The sequence below is a fragment of the Pseudomonas sp. PS02302 genome (assembly GCF_029959585.1).
Classification (GTDB): domain Bacteria; phylum Pseudomonadota; class Gammaproteobacteria; order Pseudomonadales; family Pseudomonadaceae; genus Chryseomonas; species Chryseomonas aestiva.
Window position 1 is genome coordinate 91,474 of sequence record NZ_JASCON010000003.1, and the last position, 17,117, is coordinate 108,590.

At 61.3% G+C, this 17,117-nt stretch carries 9 protein-coding genes; all 9 read right to left on the reverse strand.

Going from position 1 to position 17,117, the window contains the following annotated elements:
- Positions 1-45 precede the first annotated feature (45 nt).
- The 9 genes from traN to QMX82_RS02210 all read right to left on the reverse strand — a co-directional run bounded on the left by traN (position 46) and on the right by QMX82_RS02210 (position 17,079).
- A complete protein-coding gene (gene traN, locus QMX82_RS02170) occupies positions 46-3,414 on the reverse strand; it encodes a conjugal transfer protein TraN (RefSeq protein ID WP_064306978.1) in 3,369 nt (1,122 codons plus the stop codon).
- 8 nt (positions 3,415-3,422) lie between these two features.
- Entirely contained in the window at positions 3,423-4,469 is a 1,047-nt protein-coding gene (locus QMX82_RS02175) for a TraU family protein (protein WP_437127724.1), read from the reverse strand.
- Between the two features lie 17 nt (positions 4,470-4,486).
- Positions 4,487-5,158, reverse strand: a complete 672-nt coding sequence (locus QMX82_RS02180) for an EAL domain-containing protein (RefSeq protein WP_064306977.1) — start codon at positions 5,156-5,158, stop codon at positions 4,487-4,489.
- Positions 5,155-6,291: a TrbC family F-type conjugative pilus assembly protein gene (locus tag QMX82_RS02185; RefSeq protein WP_064306976.1), complete on the reverse strand. Its 1,137-nt coding sequence runs from the start codon at positions 6,289-6,291 to the stop codon at positions 5,155-5,157. The genes QMX82_RS02180 and QMX82_RS02185 overlap by 4 nt, the downstream gene beginning before the upstream one ends.
- Positions 6,285-6,776, reverse strand: a complete 492-nt coding sequence (lepB, locus tag QMX82_RS02190; RefSeq protein ID WP_064306975.1) for a signal peptidase I — start codon at positions 6,774-6,776, stop codon at positions 6,285-6,287. Before lepB ends, QMX82_RS02185 begins: the two co-directional genes overlap by 7 nt.
- Entirely contained in the window at positions 6,773-7,093 is a 321-nt protein-coding gene (locus QMX82_RS02195) for a hypothetical protein (RefSeq protein ID WP_064306974.1), read from the reverse strand. The genes lepB and QMX82_RS02195 overlap by 4 nt, the downstream gene beginning before the upstream one ends.
- On the reverse strand, positions 7,090-9,492 hold the full coding sequence (traC, locus tag QMX82_RS02200; RefSeq protein ID WP_064306973.1) for a type IV secretion system protein TraC: 2,403 nt from the start codon (positions 9,490-9,492) through the stop codon (positions 7,090-7,092). Before traC ends, QMX82_RS02195 begins: the two co-directional genes overlap by 4 nt.
- Complete coding sequence (locus QMX82_RS02205) at positions 9,492-10,172, reverse strand: DsbC family protein (protein WP_064306972.1); 681 nt, start codon at positions 10,170-10,172, stop codon at positions 9,492-9,494. The genes traC and QMX82_RS02205 overlap by 1 nt, the downstream gene beginning before the upstream one ends.
- A 121-nt stretch (positions 10,173-10,293) precedes the next feature.
- Complete coding sequence (locus QMX82_RS02210) at positions 10,294-17,079, reverse strand: Ig-like domain-containing protein (RefSeq protein WP_156522270.1); 6,786 nt, start codon at positions 17,077-17,079, stop codon at positions 10,294-10,296.
- Positions 17,080-17,117: the final 38 nt, after the last annotated feature.

The following is a 17,117-nucleotide window of genomic DNA, read 5'->3' on the forward strand; positions in this document are numbered from 1 at the left end:
CGCTGGTTATAAAAAAGGGCGCCTATTTAGGCGCCCTTTTTGTTGCTACTTGTCGGTGAACGTCCCGCGCAGGTTCTTCTCCGTAGCGTTTCGGGAGTCAGGGAACGTGACGTCCACATTCTCCATGATCTCGTTGTTTCGAGTGAGAACATCTTTCCGATTAGCGCCGGGAAAGTTCAGCGCGGATCCGCTACCAGTGAGATTGTCGAGATTGATCTTGTCTGCAGTCGGATAGTTGTTGGTGATCTGCAAGATCCCTATCCATTCCGAAATGTCGATCTTGCTCCAATCCAGCTTCGCTAGATCGCCGACGGATATCCCTTCACAAGAAGGGTTTTCAGCGTCGCCCCAGGTTCGCCCCAACTGCGGACGCGCCTGCTCTTGGATGATCCGGCCAAGCGGCGAGTTGAAGCAGCAGTACGATTCGCGCTTTTCGATACAGCCCATAGGAGACTTGGAGGCACAGTAGCTTCCAAGGAAGTGACAGACCTTAGTTTCCTTTTTTGCCGCAAGCTCAAACTCCTTCTGCTCACACTCCCAGATTATCTGCACCATGATGTTCGCGATGGTGTAAATCGTGTAGGCAATCATGATTACCGAAAGAGCGGACGCGAATCCGGCAGCAAACGTGGCGTTCGGCGCGGTGCTAACTGCACCGGTGGTGGCGTTAGTTGAAGCGTAGGGAACAGAGCTTGATCCCTGAGCAGCTGTTCCGCTGGCAAAGATCGTATTCGCGGCGGCAGTACCGAAGGTGTTGGCTGTCCACTCGGCCGCGTAGTTCATCATCTTTTGCTTTAGGAAATCCAAGCCAATCATCTGGCTGATGGTAGTTGCGCCTTCGTTCACCCCGGATGCCGTATTCCACGCTGATGTAAGGCTACTACCATTCGCCAATTCCTTGCCGAACGTCCATGCGGCCTCAGCGGTTGGCGCCCTCTCGATTATCCCGATCTTCTCGGTCAAGCTGATGGTATTCATGGTCAGCGATACGTAGTCCATGAGCGAGATGCCGTCTGGCGCCTCACAGCAATCGACCCATCCGCCGACCGCCTTTTTGCACTCCATGGGCTCCCCTTTCCAGACCTTGCAGTTGTGATCGGTCGAGGTGTCGGTGGGGTTCTCCCCGCAGTCCAGGTCATGCTCCGCGAACTGAGCGATCTGCAGCGCCGCCGCGGCGTAACCGAAGTCAGTGGATTTCTCGTCCGTCGGGCTGAAGCACTCGGTGCCTAGGCACCGAACAGGTCCATCGCACTGATAGCTGGTGTTTGAGGTCGACGTCGGGACCTCAACCTCATGGCCACAGTCCCAGGTTTCCTCCGTGACGTAGCATTTGCCCGACTCGCCCTCGGCGCCGTCCACGCACTGGCGAGAGATGAAGCCGCACTGCTTGTCAGCCTCGAACTTGGTACAGGTGTCCAGGTTGAGTCCGCCGGTCACGCACCCCTGCACCTTGACGTTTTGAAAGAGCTTATCGACACCCTTGATCGGGGACGGCTTCATGGCGTTGTACATGTCATCGCCCGGGCAAACCGTAACCCCCTTCAGGTTCAAGCACCCGCTGGCCACGCCCCGGGTAACTGTGACACTGCCGCCCTCTGAGCATTGGCCGTTCTGGATTTTGTTCGCCGAATCGATGCAGTACTGGGGACCGAATGACTCACCATCGATGCGCACGTTCTTCAGCTTGAGCTCATGAGCATAGAACGCGCCAGGCGTGCCTTTGCCGGTGTCCTTCACGTCGACGACCATCTTCAGGCCGTTGTCGCACGTCGGCATCTGAACGATATTTAGCGAGTCCTCGGTCAAGGTGTTGGGGGCAAACTTGTGCCCCGTCCAGATCGCAGTGCTCGAAACGGCGAAGCGTTGCGGAAGCCGCTTGCCGTCCGCGCCTTTCTTGCACATCACGTCCAGTGAGGCCTGGTCCACGTAGCCGTCGCTTCGTAGGTTGCTGGAGGTATTTCGGTAGGTACCGGCCAGGAAGTCGACCTCGACCCGATTGGTCTCACCGGCGCCCGGGGCATCCTCTACCGCAAACCGAGCTGATACGGGTACCTCAACCACGCGCATGTCGTGAGAGACAGCGCAGGTCTTATCGCTATTGGTGGGACACTGCTCGTTGCCCTGGGCGTCGGTGTAGCACTGCATGTCGCCTTTGTAGAAATTGCACTGCGCGTCGACCGATACCTCCTGGCACAGCGGCGATATTCCGGATGCTGGGGACTTGTTCTTGAAGCTGCTTTCACATACCCGCGTGCCGTTGATGACCGCGCAACCGTTCTCGTCCACGTCAGGCATTTTGTTGCAAACGAACTTGCCCTGGCAGGCGCCGTCGTTCACCGCCGTCACGGCCTCGGCAGCCTCCGGCGGGTACCAGTTGTCGTTGCTGATGACCTCCTGCGGGTCATAGAGAATGCGGAGCTTAGCGTAGGCCTCACCGCGGCCGGTAACTGAGGCGCGGATCTTGAAGGGGATGACGCCACCCTTTTTGACGATTGAGGTCATGTTGACGTCGGGGTTGGTCTCCCAAGACGTATCGAGCTCGCATGCCCCATCGGTCTCCGGCGGGAAATTCTCGTTCGGCCCGGACCACACCTTGGTCCCACCGACGAGCACCTGCATGTAGTCGTCCCACTTCGCATAGACCAGTTGCGCGCTCTGGATCGCTTCGGGCTTGATGACCTCGAACTTCATCTCGTTTTCGAAGATGGTGCAGTTGCCGCGCCAATAGTCGTTGCCGACCTGGCCCAGCCAGATATCGACGCAGCCTTCACCGCAGGATTGGACGTTCGCTGGACCGTCGTAATACCGGACGACCCCTGCCAGGTACTCGTGCTTGAGCGTGTAGCTACCCGACTTGTCGGTTACCCGCTCGCACTGCTTGAGCTCGCTTACGTGCTTCGTGGCAGTGCCCTTGGTGTACTCCGTGTTCTGCTTGCAGTCCGAGAACTCCTTGTTGAAGAGCGCCTGGTTGTCGATGACCTTGTCGGTGTTGTTCCACAAGGGATCATTGGTCAGATCGGGGCGCGTCTGGGAGACATTACCGCGCAGCAGGCGATAGGCCTCACCGCTAGAGGACTCCTCCGAGGTCAGCCGCAGGTTGGCATCGCTGCCAGCCGCCATCGTCGCCTTGTCATCGCCGTAGATGTTGCTGAGCGCGCTGGTGTTGGAAGAGTCGGTCACCCCGGGAAACAGCTCCGAGATACTGATCGACTGCTTCGCCGCGTCCGAGCCAAAGGTGATCTCCGTTGAGCTGGCGGACGGGGGCGACCAGGCGTTCAGCGCCTCCTTTGCAGTTGCAGTGCCGGTCGCGGCTGAGGCAGTCACGCTGTCGGCCCAGGCCATGACAGGGCACGCATAGGCGTAGAAGAAGAGGGTGATAGCGGCGACCACCCGGGCAAAGATTGGATTGCGCATCGGGTGCCTCACAGGGTGTTACAGCAGTCGTTCCAACGGAACATCATGTACAGCGCGTCTTCGCCGACCTGGGGAATGGCGCGCCCTTCGCCGCCTTGCCACGTCAGGGGGCTTGCGCCGATGTAATGCCCCTTCTTCGTCTCTGCGCGCGGGAAAAACATCGACATCTTGTATTGCGACTTGGGAATGGTCGGGAAGATGGATCCCCGGCAGAGGGTGTCATCGCCCATCGTAAGGTGCGCCAGGCCGCGCCGGTGCTGGGTGGCCAGCGTCCGGGCAGCGAGTAGCGAGGTGGTCCGGCCGAAGTCGTTCGGCAGCGTGGTGCCGGCCATGGGGTAGATCTCCCCCCAGGTCCCAGCGCACCACCAGAGGGAGGTCAGCGGCTCCTTACCGACCACACCCACCGCGGCATCTGCCGTGCACGCTGCCTGGGCAATCGGGTTAGCGACAGCAGCGGCTTCCGGATTGACGAAGAACGCCAGTTCGTCGTTGGTCCAGGTCGGGTCGATCTCGGAAAGCTGGATGATGTCGAAGTCGGCGTAGCCATCTGGCGAGCAGCGCTTGGGCATGTACATCTCGAGGATCGAGAGCAGCGGAAAAGCGTAGTAGTGGACGTTGTAGAACGACATCCGCTCGTGGCTCACCTGGTTGCCGGTAGTGGCGTCGGCGTGGGTTCCCCACAGTCGCTTGTCCCCGATAGCGAGCGTCACGCCGCCAAGCGCCGGCAGGCAGCCCGGCTTGCGCACCACCTCGATCAAACGCGCCGGTTCCCACATGGAGTTCACGATCCCCGGCTTCCAAATCCCGAGGTTGTCCTCGCACATGCAGAGACTTTTCTTCGATGCCCCCCGCGGCGCATCGCCTGGCGTGATGGAAATGCCGGCGATACGAATCGGGAAGAGGCACGCCCAGCAGATGTCGGTGAACAGTTTGCCGCTGAACAGCTCGGCGTTCGGGCAAGACGCTGTTGGCGTGGACCCTTCGGCCGCCCGCGCGCCGTTGTAGCCGAACACGGCCATTAACAGGATCAGAGCCGCTGCATAGCGAATCAACATAGGTCAAAGGCCTTGAGTCAGGAGGCGGCGAGCGCAGCAGCAGGAAGGAGGAAGGGCATCGACAGCCCGAAGCCCTGACGGGCGGCGCCGGTGAGGGGCAGGAGCACCTCGCACAGGAGGTGCTCCTGCTCGACTTTCTCGAGGATCAGCCCCGTACCGCAGCGGGTGCAGTGGTCACGCGCATCAATGACCCAGTCCAAGTTGATACTGCGGGCCAGTGCCGGCAGATCGATCTTGCAGAAGTCCCAGGCGTGCCGTTTGAGACGGGCCGAGTCGGCGCTGTCCTGGCCGTAGTCATCGATGGCCACCGCGATCCCGTGCCGACGGATCATCACCAGCCGCTCCTCCAGGTCGACGCCCTGGAGAGGAGAAAGCTCGGGGATCTCGAAGCACACAGACAGTGAAAGGCCGCTGACCAATTGGCAGAGGCGGCTCAGGTGCAGCAGGTTGAGCAGGGATGCCGGGCTCAGATTGATGAACAGGATGCCTCTGGCAGGCAGCTCGTGCGCCCGCGCCAGTACCAGGCCGATCACCTCCGCGTCCAGGCGTTCCCAGTCCTCATCGGTCGCGCCGGCCATGAAGACGCCGGGCCCCTGGACGCCCTGGACGGTGGTCTTGCGGGCCAGGACCTCGTGCCCAAGAACCGCGCCGTTCTGATGATGGATTTTCTGCAAGGCAAGCTCGATCACGGCGCAAACTCCTCGATGTAGAAGCTATGGCGATCGGCCGTCACAACAGACGGCACGAAGTCGATGGCGAAGCGGCTGCGCACGTCATCGCGCAGGACATAGGCGGCGTCGTCGATCTCGTTCTGCAGGGCGGCAAAGCCATCCCAGCCTTGCTCCCGCGCCACGCGCGAAACGATCACTACGACGTTTTGCTTGGCGCCGTAATCCGCAACCTGTTTCTTGGCCAGGGCGACCTGCTGCGGGTCGAGCGGGTCGATGATCACCAGGCGTTGGGTGAAGGGACGCATGTCGAGCGGATTGATCCGATCGCCCGCCTTGTGGATCACCGTGCCATCTGCCGCGGTCATGTCCGCCGGCACCAGCACCGTGGGATCCAGAGCGCGCACTCGATGCCGGGTGGCGCGTGGCAGCTCGGCGAACGTCTGCTTGTCCCAGAAGGTGTTCAGGGCGCGCGTTTTCATCTTTTCCATGTCGACTTTAGCCAGCCGCTCTTTCATCACCTCGATGAGGTCACGTTCGGCGATCTCGACCAGAGGACCCAGCGACAGCACTGGCTCTTTGCGACGGGCAAAGGCCTCGTCCGCGCTCGCGGTGGAGGTGGTGCCCTTCGCCAGGTAAACCGACTTCTGATCAACCAACTTGCGAATCGCCGGCACCTGGTCGACGCCGGCCTCTTCGAACACCACCGGATTGATCAGCACCGACGTTTTGGTCTTGGTTTCGAGCGACAGGCGCTGCAGCTTGGCGAGCGCCAGGGCAAACGGCATGTCTTCGGGCACACCGCGGAATACGAGCTCTACCGACTCGTCACCGTCATAGCTTTGCAGCAGCTGCTTGATCTCTGCCTCGCCCAGGGACCACGACACCAGGATCTGGTAGACGACCTTCCGGGTGTCTACCGGCGGCTTGGGCGCTTCGAGAGGGCTTGCCAGCGGCTGGCTTTGCTTCAGGTAGCTGAAGTCCTCGTTACGCAGCGTGAAGTCGACCTGCTGCTGAGTGCTGACCTGCATTTCCTTGAGATCGGCGGCGAAGTGCTCCAGCGCCGCCTGCTCCTGGTCAACGGCGCTGTCGGCGGCCGAGAGTGTGGCGAACAACAGCGCAACGACACCGATTACCGCGCGCAGGCTCACCATATCGGGTACGCCCGGCCGAGCACGTCGACCTTGCTGACGTAGCCCCAGTAGCGAGAGTCAAAGCTGTCCAGGGAGGTGCCCATGAACCAGAGATGGTCCGCTGGTACGATCTCGTCACGACGGTAACGACTTGCAGGCTTTCCGAGCCGTTTGGCCAGCAGCACGCCTTGGCCCTGGGCCTCGCCGTTGATGGTTACCCGCTCGGGGGTCACGATGACTCGGTCACCCGGCACGCCACGGACGTACTTGATGACCTTGGTGCCATTGCGGAAGAACGGCTCCATCTGGGTTGAGCGAAACGCATAGATGGCATCACGCTCAACGTCCTGGTCATAACGGTCGATCAGGAACACCCGCCAGTCCAGGCACGTGTTCTTCTGCGGATCGATCCCAATCTCGTAGCGCGACGTCGCGTACCAGGCCGCGCCGGCGGCCAGCAAGCTAAATGGAAGGGCCTTCAGCAGAAACCTGAGATGGCGGTTCACTCGGCCCCCTCAGCTTGCTTCGCAGCTCCCGGCGCGCTCGCCGGCACCTCAAGCTCTGCGGGATAGCTGACCACCGCGCGCTTATCGATGGTGACGAAGCCATTGGCAGCGAGCTTGTTCGCCGAGGCGCGTAGCGCTGCCATGGCCGCATCGACCGCTTGCGGGTCACGCACATCGACGTTTCGGGTGGCAGCGTCGTAATCAACGATTGCGATCTGGGTGCCGAATTCGTCAGTTTTGAAAAGCCAGGCGTAGCCAGTGACCACCGCCACCGAGACGAGCGCAGAGATCACGACCGTCGAGAGGGTCTGGTTCATGCCGCCAGCCCCCGATCAGCCATGACCTTGTGAATGGCATCTGCGGTACCAACGCCTTGGTTGGTGTATCGCCCGATGTCTTCCACGTCCTTGGGGAACGTGCTGTAAAGCAGCTTCGAAAAGTTATCGACCGTCAACCGACCGATGCCGGACCCGGTTTCGGTGGAGAAGAAGATCTCCGAGTACTGGCCGCGAACCGTGTGCACCGACTTGAGCAGCTTGAATCCACCCTCGGTGAGCGAAAGGCGCTTTTCCTGCTGAATCAGGTCAATCGCCGAGGCCTTCTGACCGAGCAAGAATTGGTGCGCGGAGTTCTCGACGATCGCCCGGCCAGTGGGGTTGGCGTACAGGTCGTTCACGGACTGGGTGATCGTGATGGCCGAACCGTTGTATTTCCGGAACCGGCGATAGCCGTGCTCGATGAACTTGGCGACGTCGCCCTCGGTGAGCAGCGACCAGGCCTCGTCGATAATCACGATTTTTTTCTGATCGCGACTACCAAGGAACATGGCCTGCTGGATCTGATAGATGAGCTGCAGAAGAACGACTTGCTGCAGGTGCTTCCGACCTTTCAGCTCCTCAAGCTCCAGGACGGTGAAGGGGTTCTTGAAATCGACGTTGTTCTTGCCGTTGAAGAACTTTCCATACATCCCCGCCCGGGTGAACGGGTACAGCTGCTTGCCGATGTCCTGGACTCGCGGATCTTCGTCACTCAGCAGCGACTTTTCGACATCGTCAACCACCATCTCGCCGCCCAAGGCTTCGAATACATCGTGGGTGTGCTTACGGAGCCCTGCAATCTGCAGGTCTAAGAGCGGAGCGGTAGGCGCGGCCATTGCGCTGAGCAGTCCGATCAGGACGTCTTCCTCCTCGGAATAATCCTGCACCAGCTCGAAGGGATTTAGGCAAATCTGGGAGTCTTGCGTAAATTCAACGAAATCCCCATCGAATGCCTTGGCCAGTTTCAGGTAAGAGCGACCGACGTCAATTACCCAGACTTGTGCACCGATAGAGCGGTAAGCGGTAATCAGGTAGTTCGTCAGGAATGACTTACCACTACCTGATTGCGCGGCAACAGTCGCATTGTAATTCGTGTCCGAGTCGAATAGACAATACGACATCAACTGTCCGTTTCGAGAAACGAACTGCATCGTATAAGTCCCGGTTCCTTTCCAGTCGGCGTAAATGGGAACTAGCGGCAGTGCTTGCGTGATGGCCATCGACTTGAAGCGGTAAAGCTCTTCAATCGCTTTAAGGTCTGCACCGAATGGAAGTGCGTTCAGGAAGATCGGCAATACGAAATATCGATCCTCCATGAACGTAAATTGCCGAATACTCATGTAGTTTCGAGCTTCGGCCGCGGCGCGAATGAGCCGCTCGCGACTGGATGCAAAGACCACCATTGTCATGTTGCAACGGACAGCCGACTCGCCCTCGTCCAGCTCTTTGAACAGCGCATCCATACCCTGCTTCTTCGCGCCCAGCTTTGGCACGAATTTCAGCAACGGACCGTATGCCTGGTTGTTCACCCATTGGCGCTTAGCACCGAGCTTGTCCTTGAAACCCTGCTGCTCTGGGAAATAGATCGTGAAGCTGATAAGGCAGTTTTCGCGGATACCCGAGGCCCCAGTCAGCAGATCTCCGAGATACCAACCCGCGGCGCCTTGGAGGGTACGCCGGGGGAATTTTTTCACCGATAGACATTTGACGAGCGTATCGCCGATCTGCAGATGATCCTTCTTGGGGATGAGCGTCCGATCGTAATCGAGCACTTGGACCTTTAAAGGCTTGTCGTCATCCGCCTCAATCTCATTGCGATCCCGCCAAGAGGCTTCTTCCCCTTGATTCAGGATAGATGCCATTACTTCCAGGTATAGGTTGCGCCCCAACGCAATCGGGGCAAATCCAATCGATTTAAAAACCGAGTCGAACTGTGAGCGAATTTCACTCGCTACTTGGGTTTCCTGTTCAGTCGGCTCGACATTGGCGATTGACATGACGACAGTGATGATGCAATGCACATCACGAACCTTGATACCGGAATAGTCGTCGATTGGATCGAGAGTGCCCTTGAACAGATAGCTCGATCGGTTATTGATCGCCTGTTTGATAACACCCTCATCCGTATTGCTTCGCAGGCGAAGCATCGCGTTAATCGGGTTGTTGATATTTTGCGAGGCGAATAGGCAGAAGTTGATGCTTGAGTTCGCCGGCCAAGCTTGCTTCAAAACCGACTTGAGCTGCTCGCCCTCTTTTCCATCGCTACCCGACAAAGGGCGGCACAGAAAGGAGAAGGCGATCTGATTGTCATCGAGGATGAACAGCTTGCTCTGTTCGTCGAAGGACGTAACGCTCAGCAATTGGCCGAGCGGAAAGTTGCCCTGTACATAGCTGGTCATCAGTTTGCCCCCGCCAGCCAGGACTGCAGGCTGCCCTTCTCGTATCCATGCCGGACAAGGCCGTCATTCCGGATCATGAACGGCACGCCCTTAACGCCGAACATTTGGGCGCTGATGATTCGCTTACCGATTGCCGAGGTGTCGCAGTCATCACCGATCTGGTCGACCACACGTGGCTTGGTTTCGCCCAGAGCGACCGCGAGCGCCTCGGCCTTGTCCTTGGCACAGTGCAGGCTTCGCACGATCTTGCCGCTTTCGGGGCCCATAGCGGACAGTTCGAGGATCTTGAAGGTGTAGCCCTCAACCTTCTTGAGGTCCTGCACGAGCTGGTGACAGGACGGGCACTGTGGATCGGTGAAGATCACCACTTCCTTCGGCCCGGTGCCGTAGGTGAACGGCGCCAGGTCGTCCACCTGGAAGCGAAGCTTGGCGAGGTCGATGTAGCTGAACGCGCGGTCTGCGTCCGCCAGGGAGGTGATCTCTTTCTGGCTCCAGGTGTCGTAGAGCGTACCGCGGAAGACAAAACGACCGTTGTCACTGACGAACGCCAACTTATCGTTTTTCACCGCTGCAACCATGCCGTTGATGGGCAACGGCGTAGTCGCTGTTTCGGCGACCACATGGCCGGCACCGGTGACGCTCGCGAAGATTACGGCGAGCGAAAGAATCTTTCGCAGCATGGAAGCACCTCCATTTCAGATGCTTTCAGGCTATCGATGAGCACTGTGGCCAAGTGCCCAATTCACGCCCTACGTGGGCGTGAATCTTCTCAGCTCGCTGCTTCGGATGAGTACCTCAGCCTTACCACTCCACCGGCTCGGAATCCGCACCGGCGTCGTCAGTAGCGGTCAGCACGATGTGCGGCGCCTGCGGGTAGGTGCGCTTCGAGATGGTGATCACCGACCCGCTCAGGCCCTGCTTCTCGTCGTTGACGAACCAGTGGTGCCGAGAGATTCGGCCATCAGGGTCCTTGCAGTTCGCGTTGGCGCGCCAGGACGACGAGCTTTCCTTCACGTCGAGCTCGCATTTGGGCGGTTGGTTTTCCTTCACATCGATGACGACTTCGCTCTCCGCGGTCTTCTGCATCTGGGTCTCAATCTGCAGAGCGATCTGGTACTCGCCCTCACTCTCCAACGTTGCTCGCGCATACCGGGAGCCATTGGTGTCGAGCTGCTTGCCGCCCAGGGTGTAGCGCATGGACAGCACCTTGTCCTTGGGATGGCCGCCCGAGATCGAGGGCATGACCAGGACCTTCAGGGGAGCCCGGGTCGCGTTGTTATCGCCCGTCCACCGGAGCGACACCGTCCACGGCGGTGGATCCAGCAAGGTCACGGTACGCTCGACCGTCGAGTAGTTGCCGCGGCCATCAGAGACGTGCACCTTGAACGGATAGGCTGCGGCCTTGCTCATCTCCAGGATGCGCAGCGTCTCGTTCGTGTCGTTGGCCACGGTGTAGCCGTCAACCTTAGGCAGCTCCCAGTCGTATTTGACGTTCTCCAGCGCCTTGAACTGGCCGAGGTTCCTCATCCGCAGGGTGAGCGTGGCCGGGACATAGGCGGCGCTCAGGCTAGGCTGCAACTCCCATTTCGGCCACTCGTACTCCCAGTAGGTCAGTCGCTGCTGCGTCAGCCCCTCACCGCCTTTGTCCCGATAGCCCTCGATCCAGGCTCGGTAGGTGATGTAGGTCGGCTTGTCAGTCACGTCCTCTTCGGTCGGTGTGAACGCCGCCGTGGTACCGGGAACGATCGATGTTCCATCCGGCATGATGAACTCGCCGGAGGCCTTCAGATCCATGTTGGTGTACGGCATGACGAGCCGGGCAACCCAGGTCGACTCCTTGCCCACTTCCGGCCGGCGGCTACCGACCAGCTGCACGCGTGGCGGCTTCACCTTCCGGAACGCAACGCCGCCGCGCAACAGCTTCCACGCCAGCGGATCGTCTGCAGGCGCGTCCTTGTACCGGACGCGCGAGAAGACATAAACGCGCTCCTCGGCGCTACGGGTGACCGAGTAGCTGTCATTGCCGGCAAACCAGGTCATCCCCTTATCCAGGCTCCACTGCGCCTCGATGTTGGACAGATCCATGACGTCGCCCTTTTCCGACTGCTTGAGCTGGAAGGTGGCCTGAGCGTCGACGAAGGTGTTGCCCGGGCCGGCGAGGTATCCCTTGGGGATGTTGAAGGCGTTGATCTCGATGGCCTGGGTCATCGATTTGGCGCCGCTGTTCTTGTTGGTGAGCTCGGCCCTGATCATGTAGCTGCCCTTCTGCAGGGTCGTCGCCAGCCGTTGCGGGGCATTGCTCGGATTGCTCACGGTCTGCCACTCGCCACCGTTGGTGGACATCTCCCAGCGCACGTTGCCCAGGTCCCGCGCCCAAGACCGGTTGTTCACCTCAGCGAAGAGCGTGACGCGCATGGGCGCCTCGCCGGTGAGGCGTAGCGCCCGGACGCTACCGTCGAGCGCCGCACCGTTGAGGATGACGATGCTCAAGGGACGCGGCGAGGTGCGGGTCTCCTGGTAGGCGGGCTCCGGCGACACCACCCGTGCTTCGGCATACACGCGCAGGTTCTTGCCGGCGAGCTTCTCCACCGGGACCTCGAAGGCCGCGTGGCCAGCCCCGTCGGCGCGGACCCAACCGGCGATCTCCTCAACGGTGTTCCAATCCGGCCGCTGCACCAGGCGAATCTCCCACTCGCCCATGGTCGCGCTGTCGTACGGGACCTGGCTGTCGTAGGCATCGCCCATCGTCACGCCAACTTCCAACGCATCGGTCGAGAGGATCTTGCCGTTCTCGTTGTCGATCACTGGCATGATGTTCGCGTCCGGAACGGACAGCACCGTGAGATCGGAGTGGGTAGCGATGTTGGGCAGAGCGGTATAGGCCACATCCACCGCGAGCGGCCGGCGCTGCCACAGCGTCGAAAACGGCGCGGCGTAGATCCTGCGCAACTGGGTGCTGACGTCACCATTGACCGGGTTGATGTCCTCGGTGATCGAGTCGCCCTGGTTCAGGTTGTGCGTAAGCTTCAGCCGCGCGCTAACCGCGGTCACGGTCGCATCGCCGGCGTATCCACCACTGATAGGCGCCGCCAGGAGAGTATCGCCGAGCTGCTGCGCCCCCTTGTACGTCACCACGGGGGCCGTCGGCTGCTTCGCGGTGAAGACGAACTGGTCGGTACCAAGATCGATCTTTTTGCCGCTGGGCGTGAACGACGAAAGCTTCCAGGCGATCCGGTTGCTTCCGAGCATCGTCGCCGCGCCGCGCAGCACTGGCTTTTCCCAGTTCTCCCGTATGGCAAGGCCTGGCGGGATTTCGGTCCATTCGACCAGGCAAGTCGGCCGGGTCGTATAGGAGGCCGCGGACGTGATTGCCCGGCGCTCGATTACCGTCAGGTCGCACGTCGGTCCTGCGCTCTGGACGAACTCGATGTCCAGGTCCTGGACCTGGGCATAGACGGTATCCATCGGGTACTTCGACGTCATCTTCACGGCGCCCGCCATGGGCACGACGTTCACCTGGGTGGGATAGGTCGCCAGCAGGCTCTTCTCGCCCTTGTCGTCGACGATGTAGGCAGCTGCTTCGACGGAATAGGTACCCGCCTCCGCGGCGAAACCCTGCTGCATCAGCAGACCGTCGCTGGACAGATCCTTGGCTTCGGGCATCGGCTTGGTGAACTGCAGCAGACACACCGGTTTGTCGTAGGGGTTGCTGTCGCGCGCCGAGACTTCCCTGACGGTGTTGGTGCACACCGAGTTGGAGGCGGAGAACTGGATCCGGGCCGACTCCAGTCCCAGGCCGATCGTCGACGGGGTCGCCTTGAGCTCCCCCGTGAGCTTCCATACCTCGAACGGGACGGCATAGACGGTACCGGTCAAATCGGCACGCGCCAACAGGATGCGGCCATGGCCGGCGGCGCCACTTTGCAGCGCAGCGACGGCCGCACCAAGCGAGCCATTCATGACCCGGTCCATTGCCAGGCGCGCACCCTGGCCGCGCTCCAGCGGCCGGCGGCCGACGCGCAGGCCAACCTCCGACTTGCGCTCGACCATGGCAATGATGTCGGTACCCAGCTCAGAGAGCGCTTGCTGATCTGTGATCACAAGCCCAGGGCGCCCATCCAGGTGAGTGAACTCCTTGGTGATCGCCGGCGTGCTGAATGCGCTTGGGGACAGCTCCTTGACCGGCAGCTTGTCGAAGGGGTCGTCGAGGGATCTCGGCGCCAGCCGCACAGGGAAGGTCGCCGCAGCGCCGTCCTGATCGGTCACCGTGACAGAGACAGTGGTTGCGGTGCGGCCGTCGGTGCTGAAATGGAGTTCATCGCCGGTGAACCACACGTAGCCGTGCTCCGGCTGAGTGGCCACGGAGAAGGTGTGAGAGCCCCAGGTGTTGTCGTCGATCGCGACAAGTCGCTGGCTTCCACCGACGCCCTCGTAGAAATAGACGACGGAGGGGGTGAGGCCGGTCGGCGCGGTGTTGAGCTGAGCAACGGCCACGGTAGCCATCGCTTCGACGTACTCGCCGCCCTTATCCACCACCCGGAACCGGAACAGGTCGTTACCGACGAAATGCGGGTTGGGCGTATACACGTAGCCGGCGGCCGTGGCCACCACGGTTCCCGACTTAGGCTGTTCCACCACCTCATAGGTGAAGGAATCCCAGGCATTGCCATCGGTGACCTTTGGCAGGGTCGCGGCGGAGGCGGCGTTCTCGACCGTCCTGATGCGCAGGGTTGCTGCGACCGGCGCCAGATTGAAGCGATCGACCTGCAGCGCAATGGTGCCCTGCACAGTTAGGCCGCCAGGATCGGTCGCCTCGATGACGGCAGAATCCGTACCCACGAAGCTGGCCGCCGGCGTGTAGACGAGCCGGTTCTCGACGATGGCCAAGCCGCCGTTGGCGGCCTGCTGCACGAGCCGGAGCGTATGCCGGCCGGCATCAGCCACGTTGCGGTCGACGATGCGCGGGTAGTAAGGCGCGCTCGCCGTACCCTCACGCACCACGATGCTCCCCGACAGGCTCTCAGGCGCCAGGTTGCGCGGCTTGACGACGACCGTCACGGTGCCTTTGCCAGACTCCCCGCCGGCATCCGTCGCGGTGATGGGGAAGCTCTCGGTCCCGGTCCAACCGGGCTTGGGCATGTAGACGACCTGGCCATTCAGGACCTTCACCGTCCCGCCCGCGGAAGTGGCCGGTACGGCGAAGGTGAAGGTATCGCCTGGATTGGGATCGACCACCGTGGGGGTACCGGATACCTCGACGCCCTCTTCTGTTACCAGGCTCAGGCCAACTCGCGTAGGGCCGACGTTACGACCGCGGACGGTAACCGTTGCGGTCCCCACGACCTCGGCACCGGCAGGATCTCGGGCGATGAATTTGAAGCTGGTGGTGCCCTTCGAGCCAAAGGGGGCATGGTAGACGAGCTGGTTGTTCACCACCTCAGCGGTACCACGCATCTCCTGAATGGGCACCGCGAAGGTGTGTTTGCCCGCGTCGTAGAGGTTTTTATCGACCACCTCGGGTGTGACGGGCGCGGAGGCCTGGCCCTCGTTGGCAACCAGCGCTGCGTTCGCCGCGCTGGGGGCGTAGTTGGTCTTGTCGACCTGGATCGCGCCGTCCTTGATAGCCGATTCGGCGCCGGCGGCATCGCGCAGCTTGTACTTGAAGGTGGCGGTACCGACATAGCCGTCGACCGGCACGAAGCGAACGCGCAGGCCTTCAGTGGTGATTTTCCCGACGCTCGGATCCGGTTGCTGGACGATCACCACGGTGTGGCTGTCCGGATTGTCTGGATCGGTCCCGATGACCTGGTCACCGACGACCTCGAAGGCGATGGTCTGTGCAGCGGACACCAGGCCACCTGGATCCGCCGCCGTGACCTTGGCGCTGGCGGTGCCCAAGTAGCCGGTCGCTGGCTTGAACGTCAGCAGGTTGCCGGCAAGGCTGACGGTTCCTGCTGCCGCAGCGACAGGCTGCTGAATTGCAAAGGTCAGCGGCGCGTCGTGGTTCGGGTCGGTAGCGGTCAACTCGACAGTGACCGGCGTCTCCATGGCCGTCTTGGCAGATGCGGCATCGACCACAGGCGCCTGGGCAACGGGTAATACCCGCACCAGGATCACGCCCTCATCCGAGTCCAGGCCAAAGGAGTCCTTGGCCACGTAGCGAATCTCGCGGGTACCGACGAAGGTGGTGTTGAGCGAGACCTTCGCCGTCGTTCCCGTGAAGCTGACGCTGCCGAAGGCGGGATCTGCCGCAGATACTGCGCGCAGCGTCGCCGTGTCGTTGGCGTCTACGTCGGAAACCTGGAGGGTGAAGCTGCTGGTAGCGCCCTGGTTGAGGGTGACCGTCTTGCTCTCGACCACTGGCTTGTCTGCTACCGGCGTGACGGTGATGCTCACTGGTACGGGCGCTGAGGCCGCACTGCCAGCGTCGATGACGGCCACCTGACACGTGGTCTTGCCGTCCCAGTCAGGCGCAGGCGTGAAGACCACGGAGTCGCCGTCCAGGCCGCAGCCACCGATCGACGCGCCCGGCTGGCCGCTCACGACAAATTGGTAGGGACCATCGCCATCCGGATCGGTGAAGACGATCTTGGCGCGCCCCGGTGTGTCCTCGTCCGTCACGATGCTGATGGGCTGGGCGACGGGGGCATCGTTGACGCCCTGGACCGTGATTGGGATCTCGACCATGGCGCTCTTGGCGCCTGCGGCGTCCACAGCGCTGATGCGCAAGACGTCCTGGCCGTAGAAGTCTGGCTTGGGGGTCAGCTTGATGCGGTGCCCGTCAGCGAGCACCTCGCCAGCAACGCCCTTGCCTTGTGCTTCGATCACCAGGCGGTAGATGTCCACCGCGTCGGGATCCTGCACCGTTGGCTCAAACGTCATTTGCGCGTCTTCCGTCATGATGACGGGCTGCGCGATAACCACCGGCGGATCGTTTCGCCCCGTGGTGATGATGCGGATGGTGGCCGTATTGGAGTAGGTGCCGTGCTGATCACGGCCGCGGTACTGCAAGGCAACGATGCCGCTCCACCCGGGCACCTGGGTGAAGGTCAGGGTGCTGCCCTCAACCTTGACCTGGCCAATGGCGCTATCGGGCGTATCGAGCACTTCGAACTGCTCTGCAGTGACGCCCTCCCCGCCCAACGTGAGCGGCACGATCGCGGGCTGGTCTTCGGCCACCGAGATTTCGATGTCGCGAGCAGTCGGCTGCGCGATCGCGGCCTGAACGATCACCTCGGTGAGCGTATCGCCAACGGTAAGCACCAACGGGCCGGTGAAGCCGGCTGGAGCCGTAACGGTACCACTGCAGCTGGCGGCCTCCTTGGTACGGACGCCGCCGCACTTGCCTGCTTCCTGGCCCGTGCCGGCGCCGATCAGGATCGGGACGCTGTAGCTTCCAGCCGAGGTGCAGCTGTTGCGCGTGGCGCTGTAGGTGAGCTTGATCTGCGCACCGGCAAAAACCGCCCGGGAATCAGGCGTCAGCACCGCATTGGACTCGGTGCATTCAGCAGCTTGGACCTGGTTGGTGTAGTGCGCGAGGCCTGCGAACAGCAGCGCGACGAGTCCCTTCGAAATCTTCCAGTTCACAGGCCGGTTCCCGAGCAAGTTTCAGATACCTGAAAGCC

Bases quoted from the DNA above. Each gene is read 5' to 3' on its own strand.
- traN (WP_064306978.1), bottom strand. From the start codon at position 3,414: ATGCGCAATCCAATCTTTGCCCGGGTGGTCGCCGCTATCACCCTCTTC.
- QMX82_RS02175 (WP_437127724.1), bottom strand. From the start codon at position 4,469: ATGTTGATTCGCTATGCAGCGGCTCTGATCCTGTTAATGGCCGTGTTC.
- QMX82_RS02185 (WP_064306976.1), bottom strand. From the start codon at position 6,291: ATGGTGAGCCTGCGCGCGGTAATCGGTGTCGTTGCGCTGTTGTTCGCC.
- QMX82_RS02195 (WP_064306974.1), bottom strand. From the start codon at position 7,093: ATGAACCAGACCCTCTCGACGGTCGTGATCTCTGCGCTCGTCTCGGTG.
- traC (WP_064306973.1), bottom strand. From the start codon at position 9,492: ATGACCAGCTATGTACAGGGCAACTTTCCGCTCGGCCAATTGCTGAGC.
- QMX82_RS02205 (WP_064306972.1), bottom strand. From the start codon at position 10,172: ATGCTGCGAAAGATTCTTTCGCTCGCCGTAATCTTCGCGAGCGTCACC.